The sequence below is a fragment of the Bradyrhizobium sp. USDA 4504 genome (genome assembly GCF_054063995.1).
Genome location: NZ_JBSSGV010000001.1, coordinates 7018219 through 7033640 on the forward strand (window position 1 = coordinate 7018219; position 15422 = coordinate 7033640).

Annotated in this window: 18 protein-coding genes; 12 read left to right on the forward strand and 6 right to left on the reverse strand. The window is 65.9% G+C overall.

Annotated features, from left to right (window positions below; genetic code table 11):
• Window positions 1-90: 90 nt before the first annotated feature.
• Window positions 91-795, forward strand: coding sequence for a GyrI-like domain-containing protein (locus tag ACVMB1_RS32855; RefSeq protein ID WP_057020941.1), 705 nt, complete (start codon window positions 91-93; stop codon window positions 793-795).
• Window positions 796-800: 5 nt separating this feature from the next.
• The gene (locus ACVMB1_RS32860; RefSeq protein ID WP_076834709.1) at window positions 801-1541 is read left to right on the forward strand and encodes an SIMPL domain-containing protein; all 741 of its coding nucleotides are present in this window, start codon (window positions 801-803) and stop codon (window positions 1539-1541) included.
• A 145-nt stretch (window positions 1542-1686) separates the two neighbouring features.
• Here ACVMB1_RS32860 and ACVMB1_RS32865 read toward each other — a convergent pair whose 3' ends face one another.
• Window positions 1687-2751, reverse strand: a complete 1065-nt coding sequence (locus tag ACVMB1_RS32865) for an MBL fold metallo-hydrolase (protein ID WP_076834648.1) — start codon at window positions 2749-2751, stop codon at window positions 1687-1689.
• A gap of 426 nt (window positions 2752-3177) precedes the next feature.
• Between ACVMB1_RS32865 and ffh the strand changes: the two genes are divergently transcribed.
• The 3 genes from ffh to rimM all read left to right on the forward strand — a co-directional run bounded on the left by ffh (window position 3178) and on the right by rimM (window position 5683).
• A complete protein-coding gene (gene ffh, locus ACVMB1_RS32870; RefSeq protein ID WP_018269389.1) occupies window positions 3178-4725 on the forward strand; it encodes a signal recognition particle protein in 1548 nt (515 codons plus the stop codon).
• An 85-nt stretch (window positions 4726-4810) separates the two neighbouring features.
• The gene (gene rpsP, locus ACVMB1_RS32875; protein ID WP_016847621.1) at window positions 4811-5143 is read left to right on the forward strand and encodes a 30S ribosomal protein S16; all 333 of its coding nucleotides are present in this window, start codon (window positions 4811-4813) and stop codon (window positions 5141-5143) included.
• Between the two features lie 18 nt (window positions 5144-5161).
• Window positions 5162-5683 carry a ribosome maturation factor RimM gene (rimM, locus tag ACVMB1_RS32880; protein WP_076834650.1) on the forward strand — a complete coding sequence of 174 codons (522 nt, stop codon included), beginning with the start codon at window positions 5162-5164 and terminating at the stop codon, window positions 5681-5683.
• A gap of 13 nt (window positions 5684-5696) precedes the next feature.
• On the opposite strand, the gene gcvA is transcribed toward rimM, so the two are convergent.
• Window positions 5697-6608: a transcriptional regulator GcvA gene (gene gcvA / locus ACVMB1_RS32885; RefSeq protein ID WP_057020944.1), complete on the reverse strand. Its 912-nt coding sequence runs from the start codon at window positions 6606-6608 to the stop codon at window positions 5697-5699.
• Between the two features lie 171 nt (window positions 6609-6779).
• On the opposite strand from gcvA, the gene ACVMB1_RS32890 reads away from it, so the two are divergent.
• The 6 genes from ACVMB1_RS32890 (at window position 6780) to ACVMB1_RS32915 (ending at window position 12590) form a co-directional block, all read left to right on the forward strand.
• Window positions 6780-7979 carry an MFS transporter gene (locus ACVMB1_RS32890; RefSeq protein ID WP_076834651.1) on the forward strand — a complete coding sequence of 400 codons (1200 nt, stop codon included), beginning with the start codon at window positions 6780-6782 and terminating at the stop codon, window positions 7977-7979.
• Between the two features lie 134 nt (window positions 7980-8113).
• Window positions 8114-9196, forward strand: coding sequence for a quinone oxidoreductase family protein (locus ACVMB1_RS32895; RefSeq protein ID WP_076834653.1), 1083 nt, complete (start codon window positions 8114-8116; stop codon window positions 9194-9196).
• A gap of 9 nt (window positions 9197-9205) precedes the next feature.
• On the forward strand, window positions 9206-9967 hold the full coding sequence (gene trmD / locus ACVMB1_RS32900) for a tRNA (guanosine(37)-N1)-methyltransferase TrmD (RefSeq protein WP_076834655.1): 762 nt from the start codon (window positions 9206-9208) through the stop codon (window positions 9965-9967).
• Window positions 9968-10076: 109 nt separating this feature from the next.
• The gene (gene rplS, locus ACVMB1_RS32905; RefSeq protein ID WP_018269387.1) at window positions 10077-10457 is read left to right on the forward strand and encodes a 50S ribosomal protein L19; all 381 of its coding nucleotides are present in this window, start codon (window positions 10077-10079) and stop codon (window positions 10455-10457) included.
• A 345-nt stretch (window positions 10458-10802) separates the two neighbouring features.
• On the forward strand, window positions 10803-12209 hold the full coding sequence (leuC, locus tag ACVMB1_RS32910; RefSeq protein WP_076834656.1) for a 3-isopropylmalate dehydratase large subunit: 1407 nt from the start codon (window positions 10803-10805) through the stop codon (window positions 12207-12209).
• Between the two features lie 171 nt (window positions 12210-12380).
• Window positions 12381-12590 carry a hypothetical protein gene (locus ACVMB1_RS32915; RefSeq protein ID WP_016847629.1) on the forward strand — a complete coding sequence of 70 codons (210 nt, stop codon included), beginning with the start codon at window positions 12381-12383 and terminating at the stop codon, window positions 12588-12590.
• Between the two features lie 125 nt (window positions 12591-12715).
• Here ACVMB1_RS32915 and ACVMB1_RS32920 read toward each other — a convergent pair whose 3' ends face one another.
• Window positions 12716-13282: a hypothetical protein gene (locus tag ACVMB1_RS32920; RefSeq protein WP_076834658.1), complete on the reverse strand. Its 567-nt coding sequence runs from the start codon at window positions 13280-13282 to the stop codon at window positions 12716-12718.
• Window positions 13283-13440: 158 nt separating this feature from the next.
• Here ACVMB1_RS32920 and ACVMB1_RS32925 point away from each other — a divergent pair, with 158 nt between their 5' ends.
• Window positions 13441-13734 carry a DUF1330 domain-containing protein gene (locus ACVMB1_RS32925; protein WP_076834711.1) on the forward strand — a complete coding sequence of 98 codons (294 nt, stop codon included), beginning with the start codon at window positions 13441-13443 and terminating at the stop codon, window positions 13732-13734.
• A gap of 77 nt (window positions 13735-13811) precedes the next feature.
• Here the strand turns inward: ACVMB1_RS32925 and ACVMB1_RS32930 are convergent, their stop codons facing one another.
• From ACVMB1_RS32930 to ACVMB1_RS32940, 3 genes are all read right to left on the reverse strand, one after another.
• Window positions 13812-14147 (reverse strand): hypothetical protein, encoded by a 336-nt coding sequence (locus tag ACVMB1_RS32930; RefSeq protein ID WP_076834713.1) that lies wholly within the window; start codon window positions 14145-14147, stop codon window positions 13812-13814.
• 127 nt (window positions 14148-14274) lie between these two features.
• Window positions 14275-14508 carry a hypothetical protein gene (locus tag ACVMB1_RS32935; RefSeq protein WP_057020951.1) on the reverse strand — a complete coding sequence of 78 codons (234 nt, stop codon included), beginning with the start codon at window positions 14506-14508 and terminating at the stop codon, window positions 14275-14277.
• 553 nt (window positions 14509-15061) lie between these two features.
• Window positions 15062-15388: a hypothetical protein gene (locus tag ACVMB1_RS32940; RefSeq protein WP_057020952.1), complete on the reverse strand. Its 327-nt coding sequence runs from the start codon at window positions 15386-15388 to the stop codon at window positions 15062-15064.
• Window positions 15389-15422: the final 34 nt, after the last annotated feature.

The window sequence follows — 15422 nt, forward strand, 5'->3', positions numbered from 1 at the left end:
AGAACTTGCGTGTTAGGAATATCGCACCTCGCGGACCGCGCGCCGGGACAGATCGAGCGGCCGTTCGAGGCAGGGGATGGAGAAAAACCAATGAACCGTATCAACACGCTCCGCGCGGCCCTGGTCGCGCTGCTGCCCTTGGCCGCGATCGCACTGGCAAGCCCGGCCCCTGCCCAGTCGCCGTCAGCCTCGCCCGCTCCCGCAGCGAGCCCGACCCCTGCCCCTGCACCGTCGGCGACACCGGTGCCCCCGCCGGCCGAGACCAAGTCGCCGGCCGACAGCCCGGCCGCAGCGCAGACCCCGGCGCCGGCGCCGGCCGCCCCGGTGCAGACCGCCGATCCCTTCGGCGAGCCGTTCACGCTGGAGCCGAAAAAGGTCGTGATGCTGAAGGGCACGGCCAATTGGGATTCCGCCTTCGACGCCCTGATCGAGGCGTTCAAGCAGCTCACCGCGCTGCTCGACAAGGACGGCGTCAAGGCATCGGGCAATCCGATGATCGTCTACACCTCGACCGACGACACCGGCTTCACCTTCATCGCCGAGATCCCGGTCGATCAGGACGTCAAGAACCTCGGCAAGAACATGAGCATGGGCAATTCGCCCGACGGCAAGGCGCTGAAGTTCGTCCATCGCGGTTCCTACGACAACATGGACAACACCTATGAGGCGATCACCAACCACCTCGACGACAAGAAGCTCGAAGCCAAGGACACCTTTATCGAGGAATACATCACCGATCCGCTGAAGACCGCGGAGGACAAGCTTGTGATCAACGTCTACGTACCCCTGAAGTGAGCCAGATGACCCATCGCCTACCGCTTGGCCTCCCCGTTGGCCTCTCCTTCGCCGCCACCCTGATCGCGACCACGCTGCTGGCTGCGCCCGTACTGGCGAATGACGACTTTCCGCCGGCGGTTTCGGTCACCGGCGAGGCGACCTTGTCGGCGCCGCCCGACCAGGCGCAGCTCGACGCCGGCGTCACCACCGACGCCAAGACCGCACGCGAAGCCGCCGAAGCCAACAATGTGACGATGGGCAAGGTGCTGGCCGCGCTGAAGGGCGCCGGGATCGCGGAGAAGGACTTTCAGACCTCGCGGCTGTCGCTGCAGCCGCAATTCGCCAATCGTGGGCCGTCGTCGCCGAACGCCCCGCCCAGCATCGTCGGCTACCATGCGAGCAATCGCGTCACGATCAGGCTGCACGATGTAAGCAAGGTCGCCAGCGTCATCGACGTGCTGGTCGGCGCCGGCGCCAACGATATCGGCGGGCTCAATTTCTCGGTGTCGCAGGCCTCGAAGCTGCTCGACGAGGCGCGCGAAAAGGCGATCGCCGACGCCCGCCGCAAGGCCGAGATCTACGCCAAGGCCGCCGGCGTCACGCTCGGCGCACCCGTGAATATTGCGGAGGTCGGCTCGGCGCCGGTCCCGGTGTTCCGTCCCAAGATGGCGACGGCAGGCTTCGCCGCGCCGACGCCGGTGGCGCAAGGCGAGGAAACACTGACGGTCAATGTCAGCGTCTCCTGGGCGATCAAGGAGAAGTAATTCAAGGCAGCCAATTGACGTCGTCCCGGCGAAGGCCGGGACCCATTACCACCGAGTTTAGTTGTGAACGGAATCGTGGCCCCAGCGTCGCGCAACAATTAATATTTGGGGTAATGGGTCCCGGCCTTCGCCGGGACGACAGCATTTAGATTTCGAACACCTGCCCGGGCTTCAACGCGACAAACTTCCCGCGCGGCACCTTGGCGGCGTCGAGCGCTTCGCCAAGCGCGATCGCGGGCGCGTCGATCGCCTCGTCGGTCAACTGGAATGTGCCGTGGTGATGCGCCAGCGCCTGGGCGGCGCCACAATCGGCCAGCGCCTTCACCGCATCCTCCGGGTTCATGTGCTGGTCGCGCATGAACCAGCGCGGCTCATAGGCGCCGATCGGCAGGATCGCGAGCCGCAACGGTCCATGCGCCTCGGCCACCCGGCGGAAATGTCCCCCGTCGCCGTAGCCGGAATCGCCGACGATGTAGAGCTTGCCGGCCGGCGTCTCCAAAACAAAACTCGCCCACAGCGCCTTGTTGCGATCGAACAGGCCGCGCGCCGACCAGTGCCGCGTCGGCACCAGTGTCGCGGCAAGGCCATTGCCGAGCTCGGCGCGCTGATGCCAGTCGAACGCCTCGGCTTTGATCGCGGCATCGGACGTACGCATCGTGACGTCGTTGCCGAGCGGCGTGATCACGCGAGGACCAAATGCACCCGCAAGTTTCGACAGCGTCGCGACGTCGAGATGGTCGTAGTGGCCGTGCGACACCAGCACGACATCGATCCTGGGCAGTTTATCGAATGCGATGCCGGGATCGTTGTGCCGCTTCGGCCCGGCGAAGCTGAACGGCGAGGCCCGCATCGACCACACCGGATCGAACAGGATGTTGAGGCCCGCGGTCTGGATCAGCCAGCTGGCATGACCGACGAAACAGAGCCGCACCTTGTCGCCCTCGACGCGGGGCGGCGGCGTATCGGCATGGGGGCTCGGCGCCCATTCCGGCCAGACTGCGCGCTTCCGGCCGCCCCCGAACTGCCAGCGCAGCACCTCACCAAGCGATTTCGGCGGCGAGCCGTCCGGATCGAAGAAGTGCAGGCCGTCGAAATGATCGGACACGGGGCCGTCGTAGGTTTTCATGGTCGTCATCCAGATCGAGGGCACACCGATCGCTGCGGCGGCTCCGGTCAAGGTTGCGAGAAGGCGGCGGCGGGTGATCAGCACGCGGGTTCCGGAATAGGAGGCAGGCTCCGGTTATATGGGTGGCAGCGGCGAATTCGGAACCAATAGGGCAAATCGACGTGATTTCAGTACCTTACTGTCCAGACTGAGCGGATTTCAGCGAAACTTTCCTTGACTTTGCCGCCCCGGCAGCGTTTAACCCGGCCACTTTCTCGGAAAGCTCCGTCTTTTCGACCCGCCGACTGGTCCTGGAGGCCAGAGGCCAACGCCCGACAGCGCGATGCGCCCTCGGGCGCGAAAGTGTTTGGATTTCCTTCTCCCTCGCCCCGCTCTTGCGGGGAGAGGGTCGGGGTGAGGAGCTCTCTCCGCGCACTGTGCGTGTGGATAGCCCTGTACCCCCTCACCCGCCGCGCAAATGCGCGGCGACCTCTCCCCGCAGGCGGGGAGAGGTAAAAGAGGACAACGGCATTGTTCGACAATCTGTCGGAACGGCTTGGTGGCATTCTCGATCGTCTGACGGGGCGCGGTGCGCTGACCGAAAAGGACGTCGATGCCGCAATGCGCGAGGTGCGCCGCGCGCTGCTCGAGGCCGACGTCGCGCTCGAGGTGGTCCGTAGCTTCATCGACCGGGTCCGCGAGCAGGCGATCGGCGCCACCGTCGTCAAGTCGGTGACGCCGGGCCAGATGGTGGTGAAGATCGTCCATGACGAGCTCGTCGCCACGCTCGGCTCCGACGGCCAGACCATCGATATCAACTCCGTGCCGCCGGTGCCGATCATGATGGTCGGTCTGCAAGGCTCCGGTAAGACCACCACCACCGCAAAGCTCGCGCGCCGCATGGTCCAGCGCGACAAGCGCAAGGTGCTGATGGCCTCGCTCGACGTCTACCGCCCGGCGGCGATGGAACAGCTCGCGGTGCTCGGCCGCGACCTCGACATTCCGACGCTGCCGATCGTCGCCGGCCAGATGCCGCCGCAGATCGCAAGGCGCGCGTTGGAGGCCGGCAAGCTCGGCGGCTACGACGTCGTGCTGCTCGACACCGCCGGCCGCACCACGCTCGACGAAGACATGATGAAGGAGGCGGCCGAGATCAAAGCCGCCGCCAACCCGCACGAAGTGCTGCTGGTCGCGGATAGCCTCACCGGCCAGGACGCGGTCAACCTCGCGCGCTCGTTCGACGAGCGCGTCGGCCTCACCGGCATCGTGCTGACGCGCGTTGACGGCGACGGCCGCGGCGGCGCCGCGCTGTCGATGCGCGCGGTCACCGGCAAGCCGATCAAGCTGATCGGCACCGGCGAAAAGACCGACGCGCTGGAAGACTTCCATCCGAACCGCATCGCCGGCCGCATCCTCGGCATGGGCGACGTGGTCTCGCTGGTCGAGAAGGCCGCCGCCAATATCGACGCCGAGAAGGCCGCGCGCACCGCCGAACGCATGCGCAAGGGTCAGTTCGACCTCAACGACATGCGCGAGCAGCTGCAGCAGATGGCGAATATGGGCGGCATCGGCGGCCTGATGGGCATGATGCCCGGCATCTCCAAGATGAAGAACCAGATCGCGGCGGCCGGCATCGACGACAAGATCCTGAAGCGCCAGGTCGCGATCATCGACTCGATGACGCGGCAGGAGCGCAAGAACCCGGACATCCTGAAGGCGAGCCGCAAGAAGCGCATCGCGGCAGGCGCTGGCCAGAGCGTCGAGCACGTCAACAAGCTGCTGAAGATGCACCGGAACATGGCCGACATGATGAAGGCCATGGGCAGCGGCAAACGCGGCCCGCTCGCCGGCATCGCGCAGGCGATGGGATTCGGCGGCGGCATGAAGCCGCCCTCGGCCGAGGAGATGAAGGCGCTCGCCGAGAAGATGCAGGGCGGCGCCGGCGGCGGCCTGCCCAATCTGCCGAAGGATTTGCCGGCCGGGCTGCGCGGCGGCTTGCCGAACGTGCCGGGCCTAACCGGCCTTTCCGGCAAGCCGATGCTGCCGGGCCTCGGCGGTTTCCCGGGCAAGAAGAAATGAGGAATTCGTCGCGACGGCTCGTATACGGCCGGCGCGACGCGGAATGCCAATCAATCGAACACATCGACCTTTGAAGGAGAACTGAATGTCCGTTGTTATCCGCCTCGCTCGCGCAGGCACCAAGAAGCGTCCCGTCTATCACGTCGTCGTCGCCGACTCGCGCTTCCCGCGCGATGGCCGCTTCATCGAGCGTCTCGGCCACTTCAACCCGTTGCTGCCGAAGGACAACGAGTCGCGCCTGAAGCTCGACATGGACAAGGTGAAGGCCTGGCTCGCCAAGGGCGCGCAGCCGTCGGATCGCGTGACCCGCTTCCTCGACGCCGCCGGCGTCAAGAAGCGCGCGCCGCGCAACAACCCGGAAAAGGCCGTGCCGCGCAAGGAGCGCAAGGCGCAGGCCGAAGCCGCCGCCAAGGCTTAAGGCTGAACGGCGACCACGGTGGCTGCACCGGTCTGTGTCGCCCGTATCGGCGCTGCGCATGGCGTGCGCGGCGCCGTCAGGCTTTGGACCTTCACCGAAGATCCGCTGGCCGTGAAGGACTACGGTCCGCTGATGACCAGGGACGGCACGCGCCAGTTCGAGGTCACGCATGTGCGTGAGGCCAAGGACCATCTGGTGGTGACGCTGAAGGGCGTCGCCAGCCGCGATGATGCCGAACGGCTCAACGGGCTCGAGCTCTACGTTCCGCGCGACCGGCTGCCGGACACCGACGACGGCGAATACTACCACACCGATCTGATCGGGCTCGCCGCGGTGACGACGACGGAGCAGCCGCTCGGCAAGGTGATCGCGATCCATAATTTCGGCGCCGGCGACATCATCGAGATCGCCCCGCCGCAGGGCGCGACGATGCTGCTGCCGTTCACCAATGCCGTGGTGCCGACTGTCGATCTCGACGGCGGCCGCGTGGTGATCGACCTGCCCAAGGAAATCGACGGCGACGATCCGTCGGCGGCCTGATCGAAAATAATCTTCAACCCGTCATCCGGCCCTGCTGCTCGAGCCAGTCGCAGAACACCGCGCTGTGCGGATCGTTGCTGCGCCCCGCCGGGAAGTAAGCGAAGTAGCTCCGCGCCGGCAGGCTGACATCCGGAAACGGCGTCACCAGGCGCCCGGCCGCGAGATCGTCCGCGATCAGCGCGGTCGGTCCCATCGCGACGCCGAGACCATCGAGCGCGGCCTGGATCGTCAGATAGAAGTGATCGAAGGTCAGCGCGGCCGCCGGCTCCAGCGCGGATTGCCCGGCCTCGGTGAGCCAGTCGCGCCACAGCCGCGGCATCGACGTGACATGCAGCAGCGTGTGCCTGGAGAGGTCCGCGATCTCATTGAGCGGCAGCTGCCCCAATAGCGACGGACTGCATACCGGCAATCTCCGCTCCGACACCAGGAAGCGTGACGAGAAGCCGTGGAAGGTGTCGGGGCCACCGCGGATCACGACGTCGAATGATTCAGACAACGCATCCACCGGATCGTTCGACGTGCTCAAGCGTACCTCGATATCGGGATGCTCGGCGCGAAACCGGCTCATCCGCGGCAGCAGCCAGCGCAGGCTGAAGGTCGCGAGTGCATTGACGCGCAACACCGCGACCGCCAGATCGCCGCGCCGCTCGCGATGCTGCTGCACGGCGGCGGAAATCCGGTCGAGCGCGGGCGCGAACTCTGCCAGCAATGCCGCGCCTGCCGGCGTCAGCACCACGCGCCGCACCGATCGCCGAAACAGCGACGGCGCGCCCAGCCATTCCTCGAGCAGGCGGATCTGCTGACTGACCGCGCCATGGGTCACGCTGAGCTCGGCGGCGGCTTCCTTGAAGCTGCCTAGCCGTGCGGCGGCCTCGAAGGCACGCACCGCATTGAGCGGCGGCAGGCTGCGGCGTGGGACGAACATGATCCCTCAATACAAGATTTTCTAACGTATGATCCGATTATTACTGATTTGTGACAAGCGCCTTGGCGGCGCATGCTGCCATGCAAGCTCCTTGTATAGCTTTCTTTTCTGAGGTCCCCTCCTGGTGCTCGCCCGCGCAATCTTTAGATTTTCTTGCATTGGAGGGCGGCAATGAGCGTGTCGGCCGAAACCGGCACGACGCGGCCCGACCGTGCCCGGTCAACCCGCACCCTGACCGTGACCGGGCTCAACCACGCCCTCCACGACGGCTACACCGACGTCATCTACGTGCTGCTGCCGGTCTGGCAGGCCGAATTCGCGCTGAGCTACGGCCTGCTGGCGCTGCTGCGCGGGCTCTATGCCGGCGCCATGGCCGGGCTGCAGATTCCGGTCGGACGCATCGCGGAGCGGATCGACGGCAAGGTGATCCTGATCGCGGGCACGGCGCTGTCCGCAGTCGGCTACGCGTTTGCTGGATGCTCCGGCGGTGTCATTGGCCTCGGCCTGGCGCTCGCGCTCTCCGGCGCGGGATCGAGCACGCAGCATCCGATCGCTTCCGCCGCGGTGTCGCGCGCCTATGGCGCAGCGGCGCGCGGGCCGCTCGGTATCTACAATTTCTCGGGCGATCTCGGCAAGGCGGCGATCCCGGCCCTGACCTCGATCCTGCTGGTGATCATGTCGTGGCGGCACGCGCTGCTCGTGCTCGCTCTCGCAGGCTTGCTCGTCGCGGTCTGCATTGCGCTCTGGATGCCGGCCGTCGGCAAGGGCGCCGAGCACAAGGCGGCATCAGCATCGCGCGGCGCCAGCACAGGCTGCGGCTTTCATTGGCTGCTCGCGATCGGAATTCTCGACACCGCGGTCAGGATGGGCTTTCTCACCTTCCTGCCGTTCCTGTTGCGCGACAAGGGCGCCTCGCTGCCGACCAACGGCCTTGCGCTGGCGCTGGTCTTCATCGGCGGCGCGGCGGGAAAATTCACCTGCGGATGGCTCGGCGCGCGGGTCGGGACGCTGCGCACGGTGCTGATCACCGAAGGTGGTACGGCGGCGCTGATCGTGGCCGTGCTGGTGTTGCCGCTGGCGCCGGCCATCGTGCTGCTGCCGCTGCTCGGCGTGATGCTCAACGGCACCTCCTCGGTTCTCTACGGCACGGTGCCCGAACTCACCCCCGCGCATCAGACCGAGCGCGCCTTCGCGCTGTTCTATACCGGAACGATCGGATCGGGCGCGATCGCGCCTGTTATCTACGGCCTGCTTGGCGACGCGCTCGGCCCGTCGCTCGCGACCGCAGCAACCGCGCTCACGGCGCTGGCGATTTGTCCGCTTGCCGTCGCGCTCGCGCGGCATCTCGCTGACGATCCGACGACGGCGTGACCATAACGTGGGTTAGCCCGTAGCCCGGATAAAGCGCAGCGCAATCCGGGGCCGCTCGTCATTGCTTGCGTGATTCCCGGATTGCGCTTCGCTCCATCCGGGCTACTTAAGCAATGGTCTCACGGAGCATCCCAATGACAAGCACGCACAAGGCCTGGCGGCTGCACGCCCACAACGATCTGCGCTTCGAGGATGTCACGACGCCGATGCCCGCGCCCGATGGCGTCGTGGTGCGGATCGAAGCCGGCATGGTGCTGTCCTACACCAACAGGCTGCTGTCCGGCGCACTGCCCTACAGCCTGCCACCGATGCCGTTCGTGCCGGGCACCAACGCGATCGCGCGCGTCGTCGCCGCCGGCGACAACGTCACGCACGTGCAAAGCGGTGACCGCGTGTTCCTGAGCCCGCATCTGCGCGGCGACGTGCCGGATCGCGATCCGCCGCAGATCCTGATCGGCCTCACCGCCACGGTGACGACGCCGGAGGCGCTCGCATTGCAGGCGCGCTGGCGCGACGGCGTATTCGCGGAGATCGCGCACTGGCCGGCCGCCTGCGTTACGCCACTTGCCAATCTCGACGACAAGCCGGCGACCGAGCTGATCGGGCTCGCAAAACTGATCGTGCCGTTCGGCGGCTTGCAGCGCTCCGGCCTGCGCGGCGGGCAGACCATCATTGTCAACGGCGCGACCGGCTATTTCGGTTCGGGCGGCGTGATGCTCGCGGTCGCGATGGGCGCGGGCCGCGTCGTCGCCGTCGGCCGCAAGGAGGCCGCGCTCGAGCAGTTGCGCGACGCGTTCGGCCCGCGCGTCATTCCCGCCGTCGTCAGCGGCGATGCCGCAGCCGACCTTGCGGTCATCCGCCGCGCCGCTGGCGGCAGCGCCGATGTCGCGCTCGATCTGCTCGGCACCGCCAAGAGCACCTCGACCACACTGTCCTCCCTGCGCGCGCTCAGGCGTGGCGGCCGGATGGTGCTGATGGGCAGCGCCGAGGTGCCGCTCGAACTCTCGTTCCGCGAGATGCTGGCCAACGACTGGGAGGTGGTCGGGCAGTTCATGTACGACCGCACGGCACCAGGCCAGATCGCCGGCCTCGCCGCCGAAGGCCTGCTGGACCTGCGCAAGATCAATGTCGCGACCTTCAAGCTTGCCGACTTCCGACGCGCGGTGGACGCGGCCGCGATGATGCAGAGCCTCGACCTCACGGCCGTGGTGCCGTAACCAGAGGCCATGACATCGCAAGACACCACAGCCCAGGCGACACCATGGCGCGCCACCGTGCTGACCCTTTTCCCGGACATGTTTCCGGGGCCGCTCGGCGTGAGCCTCGCCGGCAAGGCGCTGGCTGGCGGACTCTGGGCGCTGGAAGCGCGCGACATCCGGGCCTCGGCCACCGACAAGCACCGCAGCGTCGACGACACGCCGGCCGGCGGCGGCCCCGGCATGGTGCTGCGGGCCGATGTGCTGGCGGCGGCGATCGACGCCGCTGATATCGCGCCTGACCGTCCGCGCCTCTTGATGAGCCCGCGCGGTCGGCCATTGACCCAGACCCAGGTCGCGGAGCTGGCGGCCGGGCCCGGGCCCCTGATCGTCTGCGGCCGCTTCGAGGGCATCGACCAGCGGGTGATCGAGGCGCGGGGCCTCGAGGAGGTCTCGATCGGCGATTATGTGCTGTCCGGCGGCGAAATCGCCGCGATGGCCCTGATCGACGCCTGCGTCCGCCTGTTGCCGGGGGTGATGGGCAAGCAGGCCTCGGGAACCGAGGAAAGCTTTTCCGAAGGACTACTGGAATACCCGCAATACACCCGCCCGCAGGAGTTCGAGGGCAGGCAGATCCCGGAAATCCTGATTTCCGGCGATCACGCCAAGGTCGCGGCCTGGCGGCTGGCCCAATCCGAGGCCCTGACGGCGGCCCGGCGGCCCGATCTCTGGGCCCGCAAGGCCGGCCAAAAAGCCGCTCGGCGAGGGACAAAAAACACGACAGACGGGTGACAAACCCTGCGCTTTGCCTTATACGGGCGGCCAAATCCGCACCCGCGCAGGATAGATGGACGTTTGCGCAGCCCGCGAAAGGCTGGGCGCGCCGCCGATGGAGATTTCGATGAACCTTATTCAGCAGCTCGAAAAAGAGCAGTTCGACAAGCTCGCCGCCACCAAGGATATCCCGGAATTCGGCCCCGGCGACACCGTCATCGTCAACGTGAAGGTGGTCGAAGGCGAGCGTACCCGCGTGCAGGCCTATGAGGGCGTTTGCATCGGTCGTTCCGGTCAGGGCCTCAACGAGAGCTTCACCGTGCGCAAGATCTCCTACGGCGAAGGCGTCGAGCGCGTCTTCCCGGTGATGTCGCCGATGATCGACTCGATCAAGGTCGTGCGTCGCGGCAAGGTTCGTCGCGCCAAGCTTTATTATCTGCGCAACCTGCGCGGCAAGTCGGCCCGCATCGTCGAGAAGCAGGACCGCCAGACCGCCGTTGGCGAGTAACGTTTCCCTCAGGGGATGTGACCGAAAGCGCGGGGCCTGCCCCGCGCTTTTTTGTTGCGGCGCGCCTATCTGACTTGCAGGCCCGCGCAATCGATCGATTGTCGCCGCTATGAGCCCTGTGTTAGAAATTTAGAATGGTTCCGGATCAAGCAAGCCAGACCTGCCAGCGCGTCGTGATCGACGATCGCTCGCGGCTGCCCGGCCGCTTCTTCGGTCGCTTTGCGACGTCGGCAACGTCCGAGCTTAGACGCGCAGCGTAACGCTGCCTGGACGCTTTCGCCTGCTCGCGCGCTTAAGACGCGCTCATGCCATCCCACCACTGAATTTCTTCTGGAGCTGAAGCTCATGTCCAAACCGACCACGCTGTACGACAAGATCTGGAACGACCATCTGGTCCACGAGGCCGACGACGGCACCTGCCTGCTCTATATCGATCGCCACCTGGTGCACGAGGTGACCTCGCCGCAGGCGTTCGAAGGGCTGCGCGCCGCCGGCCGCAAGGTGCACGCGCCCGAGAAGACGCTCGCCGTCGTCGACCACAACATCCCGACCACCGACCGTTCGAAGCCGAACCCCGACCCTGAAAGCATCGAGCAGATGCGGGTGATGGCCGAGAACGCCAAGGAATTCGGCATCGAGTATTACAACGAGTTCGACAAGCGCCAGGGCATCGTTCACGTCATCGGCCCGGAGCAGGGTTTTACGCTGCCCGGCACCACCATCGTCTGCGGTGACAGCCACACCTCGACGCATGGCGCGTTCGGCGCGCTCGCGCACGGCATCGGCACCTCCGAAGTCGAGCACGTGCTGGCGACGCAGACGCTGATCCAGAAGAAGGCCAAGAACATGCGCGCGATCGTCGACGGCAAGTTGCCCGAAGGCGTGACCGGCAAGGACATCATCTTGGCGATCATCGGCGAGATCGGCACCGCCGGCGGCACCGGCTATGTGCTGGAATATGCCGGCGAGGCGATCCGTGCGCTCTCGATGGAAGGCCGCATGACGGTCTGCAACATGTCGATCGAAGGCGGCGCGCGCGCCGGCCTGGTTGCGCCCGACCAGAAGGCGTTCGACTTCCTGCGCGGCCGCCCGAAGGCGCCGAAGGGCGCCGCCTGGGACGCCGCGATGCGCTACTGGGAGACGCTGCGCTCCGACGAGGGCGCGCATTTCGACCACGAGATCCGGCTCGATGCGGCCAAGCTGCCGCCGATCGTCACCTGGGGCACGAGCCCTGAGGACGTGATCTCGGTGACCGGCTTCGTGCCCGATCCCGACAAGATCGCCGATGAGGCCAAGCGCATCTCCAAGCATCGCGCGCTGAAATATATGGGCCTGATCGCCGGCACGAAGATCACCGACATCAAGCTCGACCGCGTCTTCATCGGCTCCTGCACCAACGGCCGCATCGAGGACCTGCGCGCTGCCGCGAAGATCGCCGAGGGCAAGACTGTCAACGGCAATGTCAACGCGATGATCGTGCCGGGCTCCGGCATCGTGAAGGAGCAGGCGGAAGCCGAAGGCCTCGACAAGATCTTCATTGCGGCCGGCTTCGACTGGCGCGAGCCAGGCTGCTCGATGTGCCTTGCGATGAACCCGGACAAGCTGAAGCCGGAAGAGCGCTGCGCCTCGACCTCGAACCGCAATTTCGAGGGCCGCCAGGGCTTCAAGGGCCGCACTCATCTGGTGTCGCCCGCGATGGCCGCGGCCGCCGCGATCGCCGGACACTTCGTCGACGTCCGCGACTGGCGGTAAGGTACGCGCCAGATTCTTTTTTGACGCGTTTTCTTCACGCGAACCGGGGCCACTTCGCTCGAAAACGCTATTGCTTCGTCTCAAGCTCGAGCCGTTTCGGAAACGGCTCGTTAACGGGGCGCACGCACACTGCCTCCTTGCGAAAACAAGCCTTCGCAAGGAGCGCGTGCCGTGGCCGATAAACCCGAATTCGTCGACATGATCAGCGACGCGACGCGCCAGAAGCGCCGTCGTGCCGTGGCGCGCATCATCGATCCGCTTCCCGAGGTGAAGGAAACCTCGCGCCTCAGCCACTGGCCGCCGGAGCGCTGGACGCAATGGCGGATGGAAAACCTGACGCCGTGGAAGATAAAGTCCTGGAAGCTGAAGAACTGGGACTAACGCCCCTTTCTTGACGCGTTTTCTTCACGCGAAGCGGCGCCCACTTCGTTCGAACACGCTCCAGCGCGCAAAGAGAGGGACCCAACAAGACGGGCGCCGTGAGGCGCCCGCTGTCATTTCAAACTTTACCAATAGACGCGATACGGCCGCCAGTAGTGACGGTGGTGCCACCACGGCCGGCAGATCCGGCGCGGTCCGTAATAGGTCCAGACCACCCGGCAACGGCGGTGATGATAATAGGCCGGGTAATAGTAGGACGATCCGTAGAAGAAGCGCCGGTGATGGAAGTGCCGGCGGTAATAGGGCCGATAGCCGTAGCGGTAACCGCCGCCGTAGAAGCGGTGGTAGCCACCATAATGGCGATGGAAGCCGCCATAGCGATAGCCGCCATGGAACGCCGGCGCGGCGCGGAAGCCGCCACCACGGAAGCCGCGGCCGTGAAATCCGCCGCCGTGGAATCCACCACCGCGGAAGCCGCCACCATGAAAACCTCCGCCGCCGTGGCCGCCACCGCCGTGCCGGACCTGGGTCGTCATGGCATCGGCCGCAGACCTTGCCGCGGGCGCGGCGGCCGGGCTCGCCAGCGACAGCGCTTCGGCGCGCTGCTGCGAAGCAACCGACAATGCGAAGACAGCGGCCGCCGCAACGCCGAGACGGCGCACCAATCCGCGCCGCAAATAGCTCTCCCTCATCTCTGAACCTCCCTGACAACGGCAACGAGCACCAAGCTGCATGGCAGCCGGTTTCATTGCGTTCATTGCAGTCGCTCCCGGCATGACGCTAGAAATCGCTGAGTGAATGCGCCATGAACGCGCAAAACGCTGCGGCGAAACGTCCGGGAGAAACGTCAGTGACTGTCTATGTGATCGTGCAACTCAAGATGACCGATCGCGCCGCCTATGATCGGTATCAGGCGCGCTTCTTCGACGTATTCAAGAAGTTCAACGGACGCCTGCTGTCGGCCGACGAACAGCCCGCGGTGCTCGAGGGCAGCTGGGATCGCGACAAGCTGGTGCTGATGTCATTCCCTGACGAAGCCGCATTCCGCGCCTGGTCGGAGTCGCCCGAATATGTCGAGATCTCCAGGGATCGCAAGGCGGGTGCGCAGGGCATTGTGCTGCTGGCGAAGGGCTTCGCGCCCTGAGGCGGACGGAGCGGCTCCGATCGGAGAGCTGCTCTCTTGTTGCACGGCTGATGTCGCGCACGGCGCGACTGCGTGCATCACCAGAACGGGCCGAACCCGAAGCCGAAGGTGAATGGCGCCGGCGCAGCATAGGGGTACGGCCGATAGTAATAGGGCCGCCCGTAATAATAGGAGCCGTACTGCCGATAATAGGAATAGGGCCGGTAGTACGGCCGGTAATAAGGACGGTAGCCGTAGTGATAGTGGCGACGATGGTAATGATGATAGCGCTGCGCGCTGATATCCGTTGCCTTGCCTACTTGCCGCTGCGGTGCCGCGGCCTGCGGCTGGGCTGATGCCGCGGCGGTTGCCGATGCCGGCGCCGTCAACGCGAATGTACAAGCGACAGCCGCGACACCGATCCATCTCATCATGATCAACTCCTGCAGATTGCGATGGATATCATCTCGCGTGCGCGAATCTGCCGGTTTGATGGCTGAGAACGACAACAGGCCCGCTGCTCACGGGCCTGTGTCTCAACTGCGCTAATACGCCGCGCGATCAACGGCGCCAGTGGCGACGATGCCCCCAGCCGCGGTGATGTCCGCGATGCCAGCCACGATGCCAGCCGCGCCCACCCCAGCGTACCTGCGTGGTCGCCTGGTTCGCGTTGTCCTGAACCGTGGCGGCTGTGCCCGGCGTGGCGAGCGACATCGCGCTTGCACGCTCGGCCGGCGCCGCCAACACCAACACGGCACCGACAGCCGCGAGCCCCAGAACCTTCATCGCCTTCATGAATTGTCTCCTTGATCCTTTGATGTCACGTCTTGCAGCGACGACTTGAACTTCTGCTTGACGCGTTTTCCTCACGCGAACCGGTGTCCGTCCCGCATCACGCGCGGGACAGGCTCCGCTGGAAAACGCTTCAGCTTTCGAATCGACGCCGTTGCCGCGACGCAGATCGCTAGCAGAATGCGGACGACGTGAATGGGAAGTGAATGACTGCGCCACGAACATGAATGCTGCCGGCGCGCTTCAGGTTCCGGCACTGCGCGCGATTTTTCGCGTTGGTGTGCAAACGACATAGACGATGGTCGTATCTCGCGTTCTGTCCGTTGCAGGATTGCCATGACACAAACGCGCACGCAGGTGGCTGCTTCGAACAGCCCTCGCGGCGCTCAGCTGTTCCATCATGCTCGGCGATGTCGCGCTCGCCGCCAAGGACCGGGCGACGACATCGGCACCGCAAGCCATCGCACGCGGATGCTGATGGCGGCGGCGGTTTATGGGCGACAGGTTTGATCGCGGCTGTTGCGATGATCGGCGCAACGCGCCGACATACGCGTAACTAGCCCGGCCGCCAGAAGCAGTTCATGCGCGGCGTGATCACGGTACCGCTCGGCCGGTGCTCCTGCACATAGGTCGCGGTGCAGTCGCGCACGGCGTTCGGACCGGGGTTGTAGCGCGGGATGACATCGGGTTCCCAATGATCGGGCCGGGACCGGTAGATCGGCACGCGCTTCAGCCGGCGGCGCTCGACGACGCGCGTGCGCGCGACCGGTGCCGCCTCGCCGACGCGCGCCTCAGCCGCCGCGCTCTGTGCCTGCGCCTTTGTCGCCGGGAGCGAGAGCCCGACTGCTACAGCCAACAGCGCTGTCGCCACGATCCGTTTCATTACGCCCACCCAAGCTCGATTCTTGAGCCCCATT

What these genes read in the sequence shown, in the direction of transcription:
- ACVMB1_RS32855 (WP_057020941.1), top strand. Translation starts at nt 91, where the DNA reads ATGAACCGTATCAACACGCTCCGCGCGGCCCTGGTCGCGCTGCTGCCC.
- ACVMB1_RS32860 (WP_076834709.1), top strand. Translation starts at nt 801, where the DNA reads ATGACCCATCGCCTACCGCTTGGCCTCCCCGTTGGCCTCTCCTTCGCC.
- rpsP (WP_016847621.1), top strand. Translation starts at nt 4,811, where the DNA reads ATGTCCGTTGTTATCCGCCTCGCTCGCGCAGGCACCAAGAAGCGTCCC.
- gcvA (WP_057020944.1), bottom strand. Translation starts at nt 6,608, where the DNA reads ATGTTCGTCCCACGCCGCAGCCTGCCGCCGCTCAATGCGGTGCGTGCC.
- ACVMB1_RS32890 (WP_076834651.1), top strand. Translation starts at nt 6,780, where the DNA reads ATGAGCGTGTCGGCCGAAACCGGCACGACGCGGCCCGACCGTGCCCGG.
- ACVMB1_RS32895 (WP_076834653.1), top strand. Translation starts at nt 8,114, where the DNA reads ATGACAAGCACGCACAAGGCCTGGCGGCTGCACGCCCACAACGATCTG.
- trmD (WP_076834655.1), top strand. Translation starts at nt 9,206, where the DNA reads ATGACATCGCAAGACACCACAGCCCAGGCGACACCATGGCGCGCCACC.
- rplS (WP_018269387.1), top strand. Translation starts at nt 10,077, where the DNA reads ATGAACCTTATTCAGCAGCTCGAAAAAGAGCAGTTCGACAAGCTCGCC.
- leuC (WP_076834656.1), top strand. Translation starts at nt 10,803, where the DNA reads ATGTCCAAACCGACCACGCTGTACGACAAGATCTGGAACGACCATCTG.
- ACVMB1_RS32920 (WP_076834658.1), bottom strand. Translation starts at nt 13,282, where the DNA reads ATGAGGGAGAGCTATTTGCGGCGCGGATTGGTGCGCCGTCTCGGCGTT.
- ACVMB1_RS32930 (WP_076834713.1), bottom strand. Translation starts at nt 14,147, where the DNA reads ATGATGAGATGGATCGGTGTCGCGGCTGTCGCTTGTACATTCGCGTTG.
- ACVMB1_RS32935 (WP_057020951.1), bottom strand. Translation starts at nt 14,508, where the DNA reads ATGAAGGCGATGAAGGTTCTGGGGCTCGCGGCTGTCGGTGCCGTGTTG.
- ACVMB1_RS32940 (WP_057020952.1), bottom strand. Translation starts at nt 15,388, where the DNA reads ATGAAACGGATCGTGGCGACAGCGCTGTTGGCTGTAGCAGTCGGGCTC.